This window comes from Methanomassiliicoccales archaeon (genome assembly GCA_035527755.1).
In the GTDB taxonomy this organism is placed as follows: domain Archaea; phylum Thermoplasmatota; class Thermoplasmata; order Methanomassiliicoccales; family UBA472; genus UBA472.
Map to the genome: position 1 here is coordinate 89,174 of DATKZX010000007.1, position 17,055 is coordinate 106,228.

General features: G+C 58.5%; 18 protein-coding genes. 13 read left to right on the top strand and 5 right to left on the bottom strand.

Annotated elements, in window-relative coordinates; all coding sequences use genetic code 11:
* Positions 1-246: 246 nt before the first annotated feature.
* Both VMW85_03085 and VMW85_03090 read right to left on the bottom strand, forming a co-directional pair.
* Positions 247-894, bottom strand: coding sequence for an RNA 2'-phosphotransferase (locus VMW85_03085; protein ID HUT27018.1), 648 nt, complete (start codon positions 892-894; stop codon positions 247-249).
* A 29-nt stretch (positions 895-923) separates the two neighbouring features.
* The gene (locus VMW85_03090; protein ID HUT27019.1) at positions 924-1,829 is read right to left on the bottom strand and encodes a tetrahydrofolate dehydrogenase/cyclohydrolase catalytic domain-containing protein; all 906 of its coding nucleotides are present in this window, start codon (positions 1,827-1,829) and stop codon (positions 924-926) included.
* Between the two features lie 106 nt (positions 1,830-1,935).
* Here VMW85_03090 and VMW85_03095 point away from each other — a divergent pair, with 106 nt between their 5' ends.
* Complete coding sequence (locus tag VMW85_03095) at positions 1,936-3,609, top strand: formate--tetrahydrofolate ligase (GenBank protein HUT27020.1); 1,674 nt, start codon at positions 1,936-1,938, stop codon at positions 3,607-3,609.
* Here the strand turns inward: VMW85_03095 and VMW85_03100 are convergent.
* Together VMW85_03100 and VMW85_03105 are read right to left on the bottom strand one after the other, a co-directional pair.
* Entirely contained in the window at positions 3,593-4,192 is a 600-nt protein-coding gene (locus VMW85_03100; protein HUT27021.1) for a DUF3786 domain-containing protein, read from the bottom strand. The two genes, VMW85_03095 and VMW85_03100, sit on opposite strands and share 17 nt — an antisense overlap.
* A complete protein-coding gene (locus tag VMW85_03105) occupies positions 4,182-5,015 on the bottom strand; it encodes a polysaccharide deacetylase family protein (protein HUT27022.1) in 834 nt (277 codons plus the stop codon). Before VMW85_03105 ends, VMW85_03100 begins: the two co-directional genes overlap by 11 nt.
* Before the next feature lie 171 nt (positions 5,016-5,186).
* Here VMW85_03105 and VMW85_03110 point away from each other — a divergent pair, with 171 nt between their 5' ends.
* The 11 genes from VMW85_03110 (at position 5,187) to VMW85_03160 (ending at position 14,515) form a co-directional block, all read left to right on the top strand.
* A complete protein-coding gene (locus VMW85_03110) occupies positions 5,187-6,359 on the top strand; it encodes an FAD-dependent oxidoreductase (protein ID HUT27023.1) in 1,173 nt (390 codons plus the stop codon).
* The gene (locus tag VMW85_03115) at positions 6,356-7,696 is read left to right on the top strand and encodes a 4Fe-4S binding protein (GenBank protein ID HUT27024.1); all 1,341 of its coding nucleotides are present in this window, start codon (positions 6,356-6,358) and stop codon (positions 7,694-7,696) included. The genes VMW85_03110 and VMW85_03115 overlap by 4 nt, the downstream gene beginning before the upstream one ends.
* On the top strand, positions 7,693-8,073 hold the full coding sequence (locus VMW85_03120; protein HUT27025.1) for a hydrogenase iron-sulfur subunit: 381 nt from the start codon (positions 7,693-7,695) through the stop codon (positions 8,071-8,073). Before VMW85_03115 ends, VMW85_03120 begins: the two co-directional genes overlap by 4 nt.
* On the top strand, positions 8,070-8,762 hold the full coding sequence (locus VMW85_03125; protein ID HUT27026.1) for a methylenetetrahydrofolate reductase C-terminal domain-containing protein: 693 nt from the start codon (positions 8,070-8,072) through the stop codon (positions 8,760-8,762). The genes VMW85_03120 and VMW85_03125 overlap by 4 nt, the downstream gene beginning before the upstream one ends.
* Entirely contained in the window at positions 8,759-9,661 is a 903-nt protein-coding gene (locus VMW85_03130; GenBank protein HUT27027.1) for a methylenetetrahydrofolate reductase, read from the top strand. Before VMW85_03125 ends, VMW85_03130 begins: the two co-directional genes overlap by 4 nt.
* Positions 9,662-9,738: 77 nt before the next feature.
* A complete protein-coding gene (locus VMW85_03135; protein HUT27028.1) occupies positions 9,739-9,969 on the top strand; it encodes a sulfurtransferase TusA family protein in 231 nt (76 codons plus the stop codon).
* A 4-nt stretch (positions 9,970-9,973) separates the two neighbouring features.
* Complete coding sequence (locus tag VMW85_03140; protein HUT27029.1) at positions 9,974-10,393, top strand: DsrE/DsrF/DrsH-like family protein; 420 nt, start codon at positions 9,974-9,976, stop codon at positions 10,391-10,393.
* Positions 10,394-10,402: 9 nt separating this feature from the next.
* Complete coding sequence (locus tag VMW85_03145) at positions 10,403-11,566, top strand: cysteine desulfurase family protein (GenBank protein HUT27030.1); 1,164 nt, start codon at positions 10,403-10,405, stop codon at positions 11,564-11,566.
* A gap of 1 nt (position 11,567) precedes the next feature.
* Positions 11,568-12,203, top strand: coding sequence for an iron-sulfur cluster assembly scaffold protein (locus VMW85_03150; protein ID HUT27031.1), 636 nt, complete (start codon positions 11,568-11,570; stop codon positions 12,201-12,203).
* 221 nt (positions 12,204-12,424) lie between these two features.
* Positions 12,425-13,546 carry a uroporphyrinogen decarboxylase family protein gene (locus VMW85_03155; protein HUT27032.1) on the top strand — a complete coding sequence of 374 codons (1,122 nt, stop codon included), beginning with the start codon at positions 12,425-12,427 and terminating at the stop codon, positions 13,544-13,546.
* A 54-nt stretch (positions 13,547-13,600) separates the two neighbouring features.
* The gene (locus VMW85_03160) at positions 13,601-14,515 is read left to right on the top strand and encodes a hypothetical protein (GenBank protein ID HUT27033.1); all 915 of its coding nucleotides are present in this window, start codon (positions 13,601-13,603) and stop codon (positions 14,513-14,515) included.
* Here the strand turns inward: VMW85_03160 and VMW85_03165 are convergent.
* The gene (locus VMW85_03165) at positions 14,512-15,288 is read right to left on the bottom strand and encodes a dihydropteroate synthase (protein ID HUT27034.1); all 777 of its coding nucleotides are present in this window, start codon (positions 15,286-15,288) and stop codon (positions 14,512-14,514) included. The two genes, VMW85_03160 and VMW85_03165, sit on opposite strands and share 4 nt — an antisense overlap.
* A gap of 214 nt (positions 15,289-15,502) precedes the next feature.
* Between VMW85_03165 and purH the strand changes: the two genes are divergently transcribed.
* Positions 15,503-17,055 (top strand): bifunctional phosphoribosylaminoimidazolecarboxamide formyltransferase/IMP cyclohydrolase (gene purH, locus VMW85_03170; GenBank protein ID HUT27035.1); only part of this gene is annotated, 1,553 nt, incomplete at its 3' end.

Sequence of the window (17,055 nt, forward strand, 5' to 3'; positions counted from 1 at the left end):
ACCAAGGTCTGACAACATGGCCATCGTCGGTCCCATTTAGGAGCTGATCATCCGCCGACCCATGTCGATAGGTCGTTCGTGCTTTGTTCGGGCGGCGGTACGAGAAAGATCAGCTCTCAGGCGTTCATGAACATCGATCGCGTGATCAGATGACCGAATGGCGATGTCAATTCAGTGCCGTTTAAAGGCTCTGAAAGAGATCGCCCGAAAGAAAAGGTGTTCTGATAGGTCTACCGATCATTTACCCTAAAGGCTCTCTTCCTCTTCCTTCTTAGAAAGGAACTCCGGTGGTATCTCCTGGGTCAGGAACACGGTCTTCCCGGCCTGGGATATCACATTGCCGGCCTCGATGGCCGCCGTAGCATCGATCTCCAATATGATCGGGGCCTCCACCCTTACCCTGCCCGCATTAAATGCATCCTGGTATGTCTTGGACAAATGCACCATCTTGCGGTCCGAGGGCCGCAGGCCCGTTTCCAAGATGATGTCCGCCTCCTCAGGAGTGGCGGGGTAGTACAGGAATTCCGGGATGTTGTCCGTGGGAAGCTTAAGGTCCAGTTCCAGGGAGTGACCGTAAGTGGCGCGCATGAGGTCGTTGCTAATCTGGTAACGGCCTTTGGGGTCGGTCTCGATTATGGCCACAACGTGATGGGGTCTGAGCCAGTGATACCTGCGGTTGCTGTCGCGCATGGCGCTGATGAAATCGCGCAGGTTCACGAATCCCTGCTCGTCCATATCCAGGCCGAACCGCTCCGGGAAATGGCGCAGCACACCGGCCAGTGTCCGTCCCAATTGCTCGAGCTCCTGCTCGCTCATCAAGAACTTACCCGGCTCTCCGCAGATGGGACAGGTCTCCCCGCGATAATAACCGTGCTCGCCGCATTCCCTTAACATAACGAACCCTCGAACATACAAAGTTGATATTAAACTTTAGGCCGTTCCTGGCGTCCCAGAACCCTCTCAGCCGCCTGCACGGTGTTCTGCATCAGCATGATTATGGTCATCGGCCCTACTCCGCCGGGCACCGGTGTGATCGCCGACGCCTTTTCTTTCACCGCGGCGAAATCCACGTCGCCTACGAAGCGGTACCCTCTAGGCGCGGTCGGATCATCGATGCGGTTGGAACCGACGTCCACCACCACCGCTCCCTCCTTCACCATATCGGCCGTGATGAAGTTGGCCTTCCCCATGGCCGAGACCAGCACATCCGCTTGCAGTGTGATGTCCTTCAGGTTCTCGGTCCGCGAATGACACACTGTGACCGTGGCGTCGGCCGCCTGGTTCTTCTGCATCAATATGGCCGCCAGCGGTTTGCCCACTATGTTGCTGCGCCCTACTATGACCACATGCTTCCCGGCCACTTTATGACCGCTGCGCGAAAGGAGCTCCTGAATGCCGTGGGGGGTGGCCGGAAGGAAACCGTCGTTCTCCCCGATCAGCATCTTGCCCACGTTCACCGGGTGGAAGGCGTCCACGTCCTTGTCCGGGTCTATGGCCCGAACGATCTTGCTGACATCGATGTGCTTGGGCACGGGCATCTGCACCAATATGCCGTGGATCCGGGGATCATCATTGAGCTTCTCGATCAATCCGAGGAGGGAACCCTCGCTGTAATCCGAGGGCATGATCAACGTCTGAGAATAGATGCCAAGTTCCTGGCAGGCCTTGCCTTTCATCCTGACGTAGGACGAAGAGGCCGGATCATCACCCACCAATATGACCGTCAGCCCGGGGGTGATCCCTTCGGATTGCAGCTTGGCGATCCTCTTGGTCAGGTCCTTCCGGATCTGGTCTGCGACCTCCTTGCCATTGATGATCTTTGCGCCCATTTCCAGTCCAGGCTCTTGATGGCATAGCAATATTAATAAAAATTGGGGACACGGGTAAAAAAATACTTTATCCTCAGGCTGGATATCGGATTCGGTCAGAGAGCCCATGAAGAGCAATATTGAGATCGCCCAGGAGGCCCAGGTCCTCACCATCGATAAGATCGCCGCCAAATTGGATATCTCAATGGAAGAGATCGTACCATACGGGCGGCATATGGCCAAGGTGCCTTTGTCCGTGCTGCGCCGCTTCGAAGGCCAGGAGAACGGGAAACTGATCCTTACCACGGCGATCACTCCCACTCCGGCCGGTGAGGGCAAGACCGTCACCACCATAGGTTTGGTCCAGGCCCTGGGGCTTAAGGGGCATAAGGTCATGGGCGCGATACGCGAACCGTCCCTGGGACCTACGTTCGGTCTGAAGGGCGGCGCCACTGGAGGAGGCCTTTCCCAGGTCTATCCGATGTGGGACATCGACCTGCATTTCACCGGGGACATCCATGCAGTGGGGGCGGCCCACAACCTTCTATCGGCCATCCTGGAGAACCACATCGCCAAAGGGAACAAGCTGAACATCGATCCCACCCGGATCTTTCTGATGAAGGCCATCGACATGAACTGCCGGGAACTGCGCAATATAGTGGTTGGCCTCGGGGGGCGCAAGGAGGGGGGAATACCGCACGAGAGCGGGTTCCTCATCACCGTGGCGTCGGAGATCAGCGCCATACTGGCTCTGACGACCTCGATGACAGACCTCAAGGAGAGGCTGGGAAGGATCATCGTCGGCTACACCTACGACAACCGCCCGGTGGAGGCCAAGGAACTGGGGTGCGTCGGAGCCATGGCCATTTTGCTCAAGGACACCATACATCCGAACCTGGTGCAGACATTGGAAGGACAGCCCTTCTTCATTCATGGATTTCCCTTCGCCAATATTGCCCACGGTAACAGCAGCCTCATCGCCACCAAGTATGCGTTGAAGATGTGCGACATGGTGGTCACCGAGGCTGGATTCGGGGCCGACCTGGGTGCGGAGAAGTTCTTCGACATCGTCTGCCGGAACAACGGCTTCCGTCCCGACTGCGTTGTCCTGGTATGCTCCATCCGGGCGCTGAAGATGCATGGCGGCTGTCATCTTTCCAAAGCTGCCTGCGAGGACCTCAAGACGCTCAAGGACGGCTTCCCCAACCTGGACAAGCATGTGGATAACATCCGCAAGTTCGGTGTTCCCATGGTGGTCGCCATCAACCATTTCAGCGTCGATACGGAGCAGGAGATCGCCCTGGTCAGAGAGCATTGCCGTGAACTCGGGGTGCGTTGTGCGGTGTCCTATGTGTTCGATAAGGGCGGTGAAGGAGGACAGGAGCTAGCCAACCAGGTGGACGAGATACTGGAGAAGGAGACCTCCAATTTCCACTTCCTATACGATATCGATCAACCCCTCAAGGACAAGATCAAGACCATCGCCACCGAGATGTACGGGGCAAAGTACGTGGTCTATGAGGGCGCCGCCCAGAGGCATCTCAAGACCATCGAGGGGTCCGGCCTGGGCCATTTCATGGTTTGCATGGCCAAGACCCAACTATCGCTCACTGATAAGTCGGAACTAAAAGGGGCGCCCCGGGACTGGATATTGAACGTCAGGGAGATATTCGTGTCCGCAGGGGCGGGGTTCGTGGTGCCCATATGCGGCCGTATCATGCTCATACCCGGACTGCCCTCGCAGCCGGCGGCATTGAGCATGGACATTGACGAGAACGGGCGGATCACCGGTCTTTACTGACCAGCATCTGGCAGAGACAAATGCCCAGCTCGGCCAGGTCCTCGGCCGGCAATGTCCCGGCGCCACCCTTGTCAAAGAGCATATTGGCTCCGGGTGGAACATCCTCGTCACCCTGCCACACGATGGCCGCCAGACGTAATCGTGGGAAAACATAGAAGAGGGCGGCGGCATCCCCCATCTTCAGCGATCGTCCTCCGAGCGGCCGACCGACCTTCGATAGCTCTTTTGGCATATTTCCGAAACGCGACGCCAACGGGGTCACCGCCCTCTGCCGAAAGGCCGTTGCGAAAGGTGAAGCGCCCTTCAACTGCTCGAACGACATCCATTCGTCATCTCTCTTCCAATCCTGGCAACCCCTGAGATGATGCAGTGCGATCAGCCCCCATCCTCCGCTTAGCTCCGGGGGCACGGTGACCTTCTGGTCGGTCATCGATACCAGGATGGTGCTTCCCAGGGTGGGTAGCGAGATGTCATCGCTCTGCAGAGAGGCCCCGGAGCTTTTAGCCAGGTCCCGAGGGGAGATCCCTTCCAAGGCTTTCCAGGCCAGTACCGTTGCCTGTCCATCCGCGGGGTTACAGATCATTCTTCCTCCGAAGATGGTCGGCCAAGGTCACGAACTCCACCCCGGTCTCCTGACCGTGACGTAGTAGGGAGAGCAGGTCCTCCGTGCCTCGCTGGACCACATCCTTGGACAACAGTCCGCCGCTGAAGCTTTCCACCAGGTGCCATGAATGAGTGGCGATCACCAGCAACCCTTCGTCCAGCTGGTCCATCATTTCCAGGTAGTCGGTCATGGGGCGATTGCCCTCGTGGTACGGCCATAGATAGGAGACGATCTTCCGACCTTTCCGGTCAAGTGACCAGCATACCGGGGCTTCCAGCAGTCCGTCGGGACGACGATACGGGGATACCTTTCCGCTCACCATCGGCGCGGTATCAGAGGAATCATAGAGATATCGGCGGCGACAAAGCTCCGCCATTAACGGTGCGCTCGTTCTCTGGTAAGGTGCTCGGAAACCTCTTCTGTTCCGGCCGAACGTTCGGTCCAGGGCCGTTTCCGCCCTGTCAAGTACCTCTCTTACCTGCCCTTCGTCCAATGGTATCCCGGTCTCCTTTCCGGTGAAGTCCTCGTGGTCGTAGCCATGAACGGCCGTCTCGTGGCCTTCCATGATCTTGGCCAGGTCCAACCCATCGGATATTTCATCAGCGGTTCGTCCTTCCCAGAAGAACGTCCCCCTCACTCCGGACTCGCGCAGCAGTTCCAGGATCATCTGCAATCCTTGGGCCGAGGAGGTAAAGCGAGGGCTGCGGTCCCCGTTCCGGGTGTTGGAGATGGAGCATATCTCACCATGGCAGGCCAGATTGACGTCCCGATCGACATCCACGGTGAAGGCCACTGAGCGCACGTGGAGGATATCCCGGCCGAGGGACTTAAGAGGTACGGTCCCCCGCAAAAGTTTTTAATATCTGGCTAATGGTGGCAAACATATTATGGCCGACACCCCCGGATCATTCGATCGCCATGCCAGGTCAATGCGGCGCATCGCTGCCGGAAAGGGGGTGGACCACTGCCAAAGGTGATCATCGTTGGCGGCGGCCCTGCCGGTCTGGCATGTGCCAAGGAACTATCCGAGAGGGGGCTCAGCTGCGCCATACTGGAGAAGAGGGACCATCTGGGCGGAAGGGTAGACGAGCTATCATGCAAAGGACAGCGCCTCTGCCGGCAGTGTGACGTTTGCCGGGTGCATCGATTGCGGGAGGAGGTATCGTGCTCAGAACTGATCAGCGTCTACTTGGGTGTTGAGCTGGATCAGGTGGAGCGGCAGGGAAGCCGATACCGTTTCGATCTCAGCCGTACGAGGGAGGCCATCGACACAGGGCGTTGCTCCCTTTGCGGCAAGTGCGTCGAAGCGTGTCCCGCAGGTGCCATGACCAAGGAGGGCGGGAAGGTCCGGCTGGACCGCCAAAAATGCCGTTCCCTCCAAGGTCTGGAATGTGAGAGGTGTGTCAGCGTGTGCCCCACCTCGGCCATCGATCTGTTCGGGGAGGACCACCTGAGCGTCAACGGCGACGCGGTGGTCGTGGCCACAGGCAGCCGGACATTCCCTGCGGAGGAGGACGCTCGTCTGGGATGGGGAGAGGTGCCCGGAGTGATGACCTCCATGCAACTGGAGTTGCAGCTGGAGGCTCGATCGCCCCTCGAGATCGGAGAACGGTCAAAGGTAGCCTTCCTGCTTTGCGTGGGTTCGCGCAGCTGCCGCGTCGGTACGTCCATCTGCTCTGCCATATGCTGCAAGTACGCTCTACGCCAGGCCTTGTGCCTCAAAGAGCTGTACCCCGCCCTGGATATGACGATGTTCGTCATGGACTGGAGGGGGATGGCACAGGACGACCCGTTATTGATGGAGCTGGGACGCACGGACATTAAGATAGTGCGTTCGCGTCCCGCGGAAATACTTGCTGAAGAAGGACGGCCTCTAGTAAGGTATGCCGGTGATGGCCGCATATCTTCAGAGCCGTTCGACCAGGTAGTGCTGGCCATCGGCCTAGTGCCGGACATCGATGACGCCTTGGCCGGACACCTGTCCTTACCACGAAATGCCCAGGGTTATGTGACATTCCCCGACGGAGGGGACCGGGGCATCTTCCTGGCCGGAAGCTGCATCGAGCCAAAGGACATCAAGCACTGCATCTCCGACGGCATAATGGCGGCAAGACGGGCCCAGGACCATCTGGAGGATGGGGAATGATCGAACCGATGAAAGCGGCCGTCTTCATATGCCGTGGTCATGGGGTCGATCCCTCGATCTTGAGGTCCCTGTTGAAGGACCCGCGGATAGGGCACACCGAGATACTGTCGAGCTGCTGCACTCCAGAAGGTCGCGATCAGATACAGCTGCACTTGAGAGGAAGGACCACCCAGGCGCTGCTGGTGATCGGCTGCCCCGGGGCGCTCCTGAAGGACTATCAGGCGCTGGCCGCTTCTACCGCCATGTCACCGGCCCGGGTGGCCGTGGTGCCGGCGGCGGCCTGCCGCACCGTTGGCATGGCCGAACTTTCCCTGAGCTGTATCCTCGATCCCAGGGAGGCGTCGTTCCCGCCGCGTCGGACCGAGAACGCTCTGCTGTTGATCGGCGAAGGACGAAATGCCGACGCTGCCTTGGAGCAGGCCAAGAAGGAAGGGCTCACGGTCCATTCGCTCACTCCGTTCGATCTCATCGAAGGGCAGGCCCGGCTCCTGGGGGGACCAGGTCGGTTCTCCCTGGAGGTCGGCGAGTCCATCCATGGGTTCGGTGCGGCGCTGCTGGTAATGGACCATCAGGTGACGCTGGAGCGGGAACGATGGAGCGATGGACAGGGAACGATGGTGCTGTTGGCCGGCGGGGAGGAATGCGCAGACGTTTTCCTGCAGGAGCTCGAATCGACCGTGAACGCCGGCGGGAAGGTCTTCGCAGTGGCTCAGGAGACGCCCTTCACCGGGTGCTCGGAACTGCGTTACGCTGAACTGCAGGGAAGGGGAGTGACGTTCCTGAGGGCCGCAGAGGTCACCATCGCCCCGGAGGGCGCCTTCGTGAAGGACCAGCACCTCGGAGAGGAACTGGTCCTGCCGGTGGCTGAGCTGGTCACCATAGGTTCGTCGCCCCCCCTCGGAAGCGAGGCCGTGCTCAAGGTGTTCGGTCTTCCGGCCGGACAAAGGGTCAAGGACATGAGGCCCGGGGAGAGCGGACAGCCAGGGGTGTTCATGGGCGGTTCCACGTTCACCACTTTCATGGGCCAAGATGCCGAGGAAGCTACGCTAGCGACAGTGATGATCATCGCGGACGCACTGCAGCGCAGCGCTCCATCATATTCCATAATGGCCTCGATCGACAAGGAGAAGTGCTCCCTGTGCCTGACATGCCTGCGCATTTGTCCCTACCAGGCGCCTTTCATAGGCCAGGAGGGAATGATCATATCCACCGAACGCTGCCAGGGCTGCGGTCTGTGCCTGTCGTTGTGTCCCAGCCAGGCCATAGAGATGCCACCGGCCGACCTGCGCGGGGAGATGGACGGAACTAAATTGAGCTATGGAGGAAAGTCCTCATGATCGTCTGTTATTGCTGCTCCAGGTCCGGAATGCCGGCTGCCCTGAAGGCCATGGAGGTCGGGGATATGGATGACGTTCTATTGAGAGAGGTTCCCTGTACTGGCTCGGTGGAAAGGTGGGAAGTGCTGCACGCCTTCCGCCAAGGGGCCGAAGGGGTCCTGGTGGTAGGTTGTCTGCTGGAGAACTGCGCCCACCATTATGGCAACGAGATCGCCGGTAGGAGAGCGGAGACGCTGGAAAAGATGTTGGTGGACCTGGGTCTCTCCCAGGGAAAGGTGGTCATGGTGCATCTGGCCGAGCACCAGTCCCATAGATTCAGACAGGCTGTGGAGGCCATGCGGGCGACGGTGCGCAGCACCCCGGAGGAAGAGAGATGATCATCGCGGAACGGAAGCCTTTGACGGAGGTCCTGGAGATGCTGGACGGGTCGGGAGAGATAACGGTCCTGGGTTGCAGGTCCTGTACGGCGATCTGCCTGGCTGGAGGGGAGAAGGAGGCCAAGGAGATGACCGAGGCATTGTCTCTGCACTCCGAGCTGAAAGGGAAGAGCTGGAGCGTCCGTCCCATCACGGTGGAGAGGGCCTGCGAAAAGGAGTTCATCCTCCCCCTGCAGGGTGTAAAGGGAACGGTCCTAAGTCTGGCCTGCGGGGTCGGCGCCCAGGTGGTCCAGGAGATGTTCCCGGCGCTCCAGGTCATTCCCGGTGTCAACACTTCCAGCATGGGGGCGCCCGAGGGGATGGGGGTGTTCGTGGAAAAGTGCGCTGGTTGCGGTGATTGCATACTGCATCTGACCGCCGGTATATGCCCCATCGCCCGATGCGCGAAAAGCCTGCTCAACGGTCCCTGCGGAGGAAGTCAGAACGGAAAATGTGAGGTCTCTCCGGAAACCCCCTGCGCCTGGGACCAGATCGTTCGATCACTTACCACGCAAGGACGCCTGGACCTATTGGAACGGAACATTCCACCCAAGGACTGGCGTCCCAGCCGCAGCGGCGGTCCCCGACGAACAGTGAACGTCGAGGCCGTGCCCGGTGACGCTCAGAAGGCCTGGAGGGATACTGAATGAGCGTAAGCACGCTTCAGGAGACGCTCGACGCTGGCCGATTCGCGGTCACTGCGGAGATCGGTCCGCCCAGGTCATGCGAGCCAGAGCAGGTCAGGAAGTTGGCGCGGATGCTCAAGGGGAGCGCCCACGCCTTCAATCTGACCGACAATCAGGCGGCCAACGTGCGCATGTCCAGTCTGGCATCGTCGGTGCTATGCCTGCAGGAAGGGCTGGAGCCGGTGATGCAGATGACCTGCCGGGACCGGAACCGCATAGCCATGCAGAGCGATCTGCTGGGCGCTTGCGCTTTGGGCGTGCAGAACGTCCTGTGCATCAGCGGCGACCATCAGATTTTCGGCAACCATCCACAGGCCAAGAACGTGTACGATGTCGATCCGATTCAACAGTTGATGATCTTTCGCCGCATGCGGGACGAGGGAGTGAACTGGAGCGGAGAACCGCTGCCTCAGCCGCCGCAACCCTTCCTGGGGGCGGCGGCCAATCCTTTCGCCGATCCCTTCGAGTTCCGGGTGGTTCGGTTGGCCAAAAAGGTCAGCGCCGGGGCGCAGTTCGTGCAGACACAGTGCGTTCTGGACGTTGAGCGCTTCCAGAGGTTCATGGGACACGTAAGGGAACGGGGGTTGGACGAGGAGGTGCATGTCATCGCCGGCGTCATCCCCCTGCGTTCGCACAAGGCGGCACTGTTCATGAAGAACAAGGTGGCCGGAATGAGCGTACCAGATCATATCGTCGACCGTCTGCGAAGAGCGAGCGATCCTAAAGAGGAGGGCATCAAACTATGCCTGGAGACCATCGACTCCCTGAAGAGCACACCAGGGGTGCACGGCGTTCACATCACCGCTATCGCCTGGGAGGAGATCGTGCCCCGTTTGGTCCAGGAGGCCGGCATAGGGCCGTAGGAACATCGTTCCCATTTTTCCCATCGGGACGAACAAATATAAAAGCCATCAGCGACCAATCATACCTGGGGTTAGCGATGGTAGAGTTAAAGGTCGATTGTGCCGGAAAGAACTGTCCGGTACCGCTCATCGAGATGAGGAAGGCCATAAAGAAGGCCGCCAAAGGCGACGTGGTGGAGATCACCGGTGACCATCCCGCATCCAAGAAGGAGATACCAATGGCCGTGGAGTCATTGGGACAGGAACTGGTGGATGTGACCGAATCGGGCGATATGTGGACCATCCGCATCCGCAAGATCAAGGAGTGATGACATGGCCGATAAGACCACCATAGTCGTGCACAGCGGAGACCTGGACAAAATATATAGCGCCCTCATCATCGGCGCTGGTTCTTTGTCCATGGGCATGGACGTATCGCTCTATTTCACCTTCTGGGGACTGCAGCGTCTGAAGAAGAACGGACTGGACAAGGGGCCGCTCTCCAAGATGAACATGCTTGGGTTGGGTCGATGGATGGTCAAGAAGCGCATGAAGGCCGCCGGCGTGGAGGAGCTGTACAAGCTCATGGCGGACTTCCGCGAGCTAGGGGGAAAGATAATTGCCTGTGACATGACCATGGAGGTAATGGGCATCTCCCGTTCCGATCTGCGGGAGGACCTGATAGACGAGTACGGGGCCGTCGGCACCTATGTGAACGAGGCCAAGAGCTCACAGATAACCCTATTCATCTGAGGTCATGAAATGACGATATACATGGACAACGCCGCCGCCACCCGCATGGACGAAAGAGTGCTGGAGGCCATGCGTCCCTACTTCCTCGAGTCGTACGCCGTAGCCACATCGGAGTTCGGCCACACCATGGGCCTGGAGGCCCGGGAGACGCTGATGGAGGCCCGGCAGAAGATGGTCCTATCCCTCGGGGTGAAGGAGGAAGAACTGGTGTTCACCTCCGGGGACACCGAGGCGAGCAACATGGCATTGAAGGGCGTGGCCATGGCGCTCGGCGGCAAGAGAGGCAAGCACATCGTGGTCAGCGCCATCGAGGACTTCCCGGTGCTCAACTCGGCCCGAGCGCTTGAGAGGGAAGGTTTCCGCGTGACGTTCATCCCGGTGGGACCCGATGGACTGCTGGACATGGAAGCACTGAAGAAAGAGGTGGGGAACGAGACCATCCTGGTCTCGGTGCAGCAGGCCAATCAGGAGATAGGCACGCTGCAGGACATCAAGACCGTGGGAGAGATAGCCCACGACAAAGGCGCACTGTTCCATACGGACGCAACCCACGCCTTCGCCCGAGCGCCTACCGACTACGGCCGGATGCCAGTGGATATGGTGACGATCAGCGCTCACACCATTCACGGACCGAAGGGCGTGGGCGGCCTGATGATCAAGGAGGGCACGCCCATCACCAAGTGGATGGACGGCGGGTTTCAAGAGAGCAACCTTCGCGCCGGGCTGGAGAACATCCCCGGCATCGTCGGATTCGCCAAGGCCGTCGAACTGGTCACCGAGGAGGAGAACGAGCGGTTGAGAGGGATAAGGGACCTGCTCATCGACCAGATCCTAAAGGATGTGGAGGACACCACCCTGAACGGACACCGAACGAAGCGCGCACCGCAGAACGCCAACGTCACCTTCCACTATGTGGAAGGAGAATCGATCACACTTCATCTGGACATGAGAGGGATCGAGGTCTCGACCGGCTCCGCCTGCTTCAGCCGTTCGCTGGAAGCGAGCCACGTCATCATGGGGATCGGCGGGAACCACGAACGGGCCCATGGCTCGATCCGTTTCTCCCTGGGCCGTTTCAATCACATCGAGGAGGCCAAGGAGGTCGTCGAGTCCATGAAGGACATAGTGAAGAGGCTGAGGGAGATCAGCCCTTTGAAAAGAGGAGGAAATTAACATGCCATTGCCGTACAACGCCATAGTGATGGAGCATTTCAAGAACCCCCGCAACGTGGGGAAGATAGATAACCCGGACGGGAAGTCCACGGTGGGCAGCCCGGCCTGTGGGGACATGGTATCCGTGTACCTGGAGGTGGACGAGAAGACCCTGGTGATCACCGATATGAAGTTCGAATCGTACGGTTGCGCGTCCAACATCGCCACTGGTTCGATCATCACGGAGCTGGCCAAGGGGAAGACATTGAGCGAGGCCAAGAAGATCACCTGGAAGGAGGCCTCGGACGCTCTAGGAGGTCTCCCGAAGATCAAATCCCACTGCTCCGTTCTCGCGGTCGAAGGATTGCGCGAGGCCATCACCAACTACGAGGAGAAGCATGGCTTGGTGGTGGATAAGGTACCCACGACGCTGGAGATCATTCGCCAACGCCTGAAGAACGTGCTGAACCCGCTGACCGGTCTCGATATCGTACGCACGAACCTGGTGACGGAGATGGGCATCAAGGAGGGCGTGGTCACCTTACGCATTGATCTGGCTGAGGACCACCAGTTCGCCAATAACATCAAGGAAGAGATAAAGGAGAAGATCGAGAACCTGTGGGACGTGACCTCGGTGGTTCTGATATTCAAGAAGTGATCGGACGCCGAAGAGGATGACCACGGCCAGAAATGCCGTGTAATGTTTCACTCCTGAGGACGGTCCATGCGACCGCTGGGTCCATTTGAGCTGTTCACATCAGAGGGCTAAAAGGTCAATTCTACCGAACTCACCGGTCATGCAATTATCGTTCCTTAGCGATATATAGGTGTTCGTATTCACCAGAGCTTGTTTATACCCCGTGCTTCCTGCCGTTAAGCATGACCGTCGTGGAGGACACGTTCGCCCCGATCGATACCGATTGGCTCAAAGAGGCCAGGCTTCGCTTCGCCTCTCCGTTCATGGGCACAAATCACGGACACATACCCGTTGACCCCATGATGCTATCTCATGCTGCAGTGGCATTCGGACACACCATACGCGAATTCTACGAGAACCCTGAACTGGGGACGCAATGCGTGGCCTCCATCCAGGAACTGTACGATCTATTGCCGGTCACTCACTGGTACTTCTCATTGCCATGGCTGACGGAACTGGGAATGGAGGTCCAGCACATGGACCTCATGCCTCCGGTGCCCAAGGCCCCGGTGGTCTTCGACCCCTCGCAGATCGATGAGCTGCAGGTTCCCGGACCGGAGGAACTGGCCAAGGGTATGACCATCAACCAGCTCTTCCGAGCAAACGATTACACCCAGAAGCACATGCCCAAGATGTTCACGCCACTGGCCATAGCTTCCGATCTCACCGGCAGCGCCGCCCAGCTTTGCGGGGTGGAGAACTTCATCATGTGGACGCTCAGCGAACCGGACCTGGCCCACGCTCTGGTGCGCATATATATGGAGACGGCGGCCAACGGGGCCGAGGTCATCGCCAACAAGTATGGCAGCGCGGCCATCACCACCGGTTCGGTGCTGGGCAACAACGACATATTCTCCGATGATATGGTGCGGGACTTTTCCGGTAAATATCTCAACGAGTTCGTCACCAAATGCTTCATGAAGGGCGCCGGACCGCAGGTCTTCTATCACCTTTGCGGGAACCACGAAACGGATTACAAGGTGCTCAAGGAGCTGATGGTCTGGTCTCCCATGACCATCGTTCATATCGGATATCAAGGCCGGGAGGTTTTCCCATCCGACCTGCTGGTCAAGGAGTTCGGCGGTTTCGCCACCTGCATGGGGACGGTGGACACCAAGCTCATGCTGCATGGTACGCCGAAGCAGATATACGAACAGGCCAGGGACCAACTGCTCAAGGGAAGGGAGTGCTCGTCCGGATACATACTGGGCACCGCCTGCGAGGTTCCGCCGTTCACTCCTCCGGGAAACATCATGTCCTTGAACAAGGCGGCCAAGGACTTCGGGACGTACGGGACCTGGTGAGAGGCGGGGAAAGGATTAACATATCTCCCGTTCATTTTTTCCAGGGGGCGTCACTTGGAAGGTGTCGTTTGGAAGGAGAAGGTGGTCCGTCAATGGAAGGCGGAAAGGGATTCCGTTCCCAGTAAGAACGAGAAGGAGCTTTGGCCCCGTACCATCTCCGAGTTAAATAAGAAATTGAAGGTGGAGGACGACCGTTCCAAGAAGGGAGACCTATACCATCGCCTGGTCATCGCTCTGATCAAGATCGAGGATTACGCATCGGCCTTGAAGGCCGTGGAGGATGGGCTTGGCCAAGGGTTCGAGGGATGGGAAGAGCCATTCCTCAGGGAGAAGGCCAAGGTCCTCTATTTATTGGGCAGGGAGGAGGAAGCGCTGACCTTAATGGGGCGGTTCGCTCCTCAGAAGAAGGTGGAAGTGGACAGCGAGCCTCCCAAGTACGCTCCGTTCAAATTGGAAACGGAGGTCCGGTTGGTATGCCCCGACTGCGGGAAAGAGGTGATGTACGGGGCAAAGAACTGTCCCAGCTGTGGCAAAGAAGTTGGCGAAGGCTTCCGCATGGTGCGGAGACCGATAGTTTCTCGGAACATCGATCTGAGCTCATTTGCATCCCAAACCGCTCAGGATGGGAAGGGACCATCACATCGCATCAAGGAATTCAACATCATGTTCTCAACCGTCAAAGTGGACCATGACGACCCTGAGCATTTCATTACCACCACCAGGCACCGCGTTTTCGGGTTCGAATCCATCAGCATCACTGAGAAAAGAAGATTTGTAAAAATAGTTTTTTTCCTCACTGCCTTAATAAATCTGTTGTTCCTAATTGGCACGTTAGCTGCATTGAACAATGCCTGGGGAGCAGAGAAGATGATCGCGTGGGTTGTTACATGGGCAGCTTTGGCGCTGCCTACGTCAGCGATCTTCCTATGGCTGTTATGGCCCCCATCAACGAACGTTCAGGGGACCTAGGCGCGCAAGAAGTCGTCGCAGTATAGCTTCTCCGCCCGCAGCAGTTCGCCGGTCTTGATGACCTCCATCAATTGGGCGTCCTGCACGTCGACGATGCCGGCGCTGAGGCCGGCGCCGATCAGCATCCCCAGATAGGTGCGGTTGATGAGGCTTCTCTCCTTCGCTCCATTGGAAACGTTGGAAAGGCCGACCACGGTCCTTGGGGCGGGATCGTTGAGCGTTTGGAACAACTGCATGGCCTTGATGACCTTCACGGCCTGGTCCTGGGCGGCCTTGATGGGCATGACCAGGGGGTCCAGGAGCAGGCGGTCGGGCATGATGTCGTACTCCATGGCGGTGGTCATCATGAGCATGGCCATCTCGGCCCGTGACTCGGCGTCGTTGGGGATCCCCCTCTCGTCCATCGTCAGGCAGATGACGTCGGCATCGTGCTCTCTAGCCAACGGGAACAAGGCCTGCATCCTCTTCATCTCGGCCGTGGTGGAGTTGATGATGATCTTGTTCCTGCAGGCCTTGACCCCCGCGGTCATGGTCTTGATGCCCGGGGTGTCTATGCAGAGCGGAACGTCGGTCACGTCCTGGACCGTGCGCACCAGCCAATCCATGGCCGCCGGTCCATCGTCACGTCCCGGACCGACGTTAAGGTCCAGGGCATGGGCGCCACATTCTATCTGTTTCAGGGCGTGTTCCTGGATGAATTTGGAGTCCCGGGCGTCTATGGCCTTTCCCACCACGGTGAACAGGCCGTTGATACGTTCGCTGATGACCAACATCGTCCTTCGGATGGCTATCGTCGGCCGGTGTTAAAAGCGTTGCCCGAACGATGGAAGACGATCTAAAAGACATTACGCATCACGTCCAATCCTTGGGGATGCTGGCGAAGGTCGATGATGAAATGTCCTCGGTCGTTATCTTTAATAGGAATCCGGCAATATACCCCTGGCATACCTCCTTCATTGGTGTGCCTATCCCGGTGAAGGAATTCAAATGGTCAGGATAGAAAGGGCTGTGGTCAGTGTCTCGGACAAGGAAGGCGTGGTCGATTTCTGCAAAGACCTGATCAAGATGGGCATTGAGATCATCTCCACCGGGGGCACGGCCAAGCTTCTAAGGTCCAACGGCCTGAAGGTCATCGGCATCTCAGAGTACACTGGTTCCCCGGAGATGATGGACGGACGGGTTAAGACGTTGCACCCGGCCATATTCGCCGGGCTGCTGGCCCGGAGGGACTCTCCGGAGCACATGCGCCAGTTGAACGATGCCGGGTTAAAACGCATCGATATGGTGGTCGTCAATCTCTACCCCTTCAAGCAAACCGTCCTCAAGGAGGGCGCGGACCTGGAAGAGGTGATCGAGAACATCGATATCGGCGGACCGTCGATGATACGCGCCGCGGCCAAGAACTCCGATTCCGTCGCTGTGGTCACCGATCCCTCACGTTACGTTACGCTGATCCAGGAAATGAAAGAGAACGGTGGGGAGCTGACCTCGGCCACGCTGAGATCGCTCATGTTGGAGGCGTTCCGTTCCACCGCCTACTATGATTCGCTCATAGCCGCCCACTTGGGCGGCGTTTTCGGACAGGAGGGGTTTCCTAAGACCTTTAGCATGGGCATGGAGAAGCGACAGGACCTGCGTTACGGTGAGAACCCGCATCAGACGGCGGCGTTCTACATCGATCCTTTCGTCAAAGGGGTATGCGTTTCCCGCTCCGAGCAATTGCATGGAAAGGAGCTCTCTTACAATAACATCCTGGACCTGGAGTCCGCGTTGGAGCTGGTACGGGAGTTCGATCGGCCCACGGCCATCGTCATCAAGCATACCAATCCTTGCGGGGTGGCCTCCTCCGACAGCATCTCCGAAGCGTTCGTCACCGCTTTCAACGTCGATCCGATGGCGGCCTTCGGCTGCGTCATCGGTCTGAACCGGAAGGTGGATATTGCGACGGCCAGGGAGATATCCAGCCACTTCGTCGACTGCGTGATCGCTCCCGATTTCGAGGCGGACGCATTGGAACTTCTGGAAAAGAAGAAGAACATACGCCTTCTCAGGACCAACGCTCCAATAACCCATGACGAGTCCCCGGAATGGAAGATGAAGCGTATCAAGGGCGGACTGCTGGTGCAGACCAATAAGAAGGTCAGCATCACCCCGGCCGACCTCAAGGTGGTGACCAAGAGGGCGCCGACGGACGAGGAGGTCCAAGGCATGCTCTTCGCCAACAAGGTCTGCAAGCACGTGTGGTCCAACTCCATCATCCTTGCCAAGGGCGAGGCGGTGGTCGGCATCGGCGCCGGCCAGATGTCCCGCGTCGATTCGTCAATGATCGCCGCGCATAAGGCCGGGGATAATGCCAAAGGCAGCGTCATGGCCTCGGATGCTTTCTTCCCCTTCCGCGACGGGGTGGACGAGGCGGCGAAGGCTGGCGTCACCGCGGTCATTCAGCCTGGTGGTTCCATCCGCGACCAGGAGGTCATCGACGCCGCCAACGAGCACGGCATGGCCATGGTATTCACCGGCGTGAGGATATTCAGGCACTA

Bases quoted from the DNA above. Each gene is read 5' to 3' on its own strand.
- VMW85_03085 (HUT27018.1), bottom strand. From the start codon at position 894: ATGTTAAGGGAATGCGGCGAGCACGGTTATTATCGCGGGGAGACCTGT.
- VMW85_03090 (HUT27019.1), bottom strand. From the start codon at position 1,829: ATGGGCGCAAAGATCATCAATGGCAAGGAGGTCGCAGACCAGATCCGG.
- VMW85_03095 (HUT27020.1), top strand. From the start codon at position 1,936: ATGAAGAGCAATATTGAGATCGCCCAGGAGGCCCAGGTCCTCACCATC.
- VMW85_03100 (HUT27021.1), bottom strand. From the start codon at position 4,192: ATGATCTGTAACCCCGCGGATGGACAGGCAACGGTACTGGCCTGGAAA.
- VMW85_03115 (HUT27024.1), top strand. From the start codon at position 6,356: ATGATCGAACCGATGAAAGCGGCCGTCTTCATATGCCGTGGTCATGGG.
- VMW85_03120 (HUT27025.1), top strand. From the start codon at position 7,693: ATGATCGTCTGTTATTGCTGCTCCAGGTCCGGAATGCCGGCTGCCCTG.
- VMW85_03125 (HUT27026.1), top strand. From the start codon at position 8,070: ATGATCATCGCGGAACGGAAGCCTTTGACGGAGGTCCTGGAGATGCTG.
- VMW85_03130 (HUT27027.1), top strand. From the start codon at position 8,759: ATGAGCGTAAGCACGCTTCAGGAGACGCTCGACGCTGGCCGATTCGCG.
- VMW85_03135 (HUT27028.1), top strand. From the start codon at position 9,739: ATGGTAGAGTTAAAGGTCGATTGTGCCGGAAAGAACTGTCCGGTACCG.
- VMW85_03140 (HUT27029.1), top strand. From the start codon at position 9,974: ATGGCCGATAAGACCACCATAGTCGTGCACAGCGGAGACCTGGACAAA.
- VMW85_03145 (HUT27030.1), top strand. From the start codon at position 10,403: ATGACGATATACATGGACAACGCCGCCGCCACCCGCATGGACGAAAGA.
- VMW85_03150 (HUT27031.1), top strand. From the start codon at position 11,568: ATGCCATTGCCGTACAACGCCATAGTGATGGAGCATTTCAAGAACCCC.
- VMW85_03155 (HUT27032.1), top strand. From the start codon at position 12,425: ATGACCGTCGTGGAGGACACGTTCGCCCCGATCGATACCGATTGGCTC.
- VMW85_03165 (HUT27034.1), bottom strand. From the start codon at position 15,288: ATGTTGGTCATCAGCGAACGTATCAACGGCCTGTTCACCGTGGTGGGA.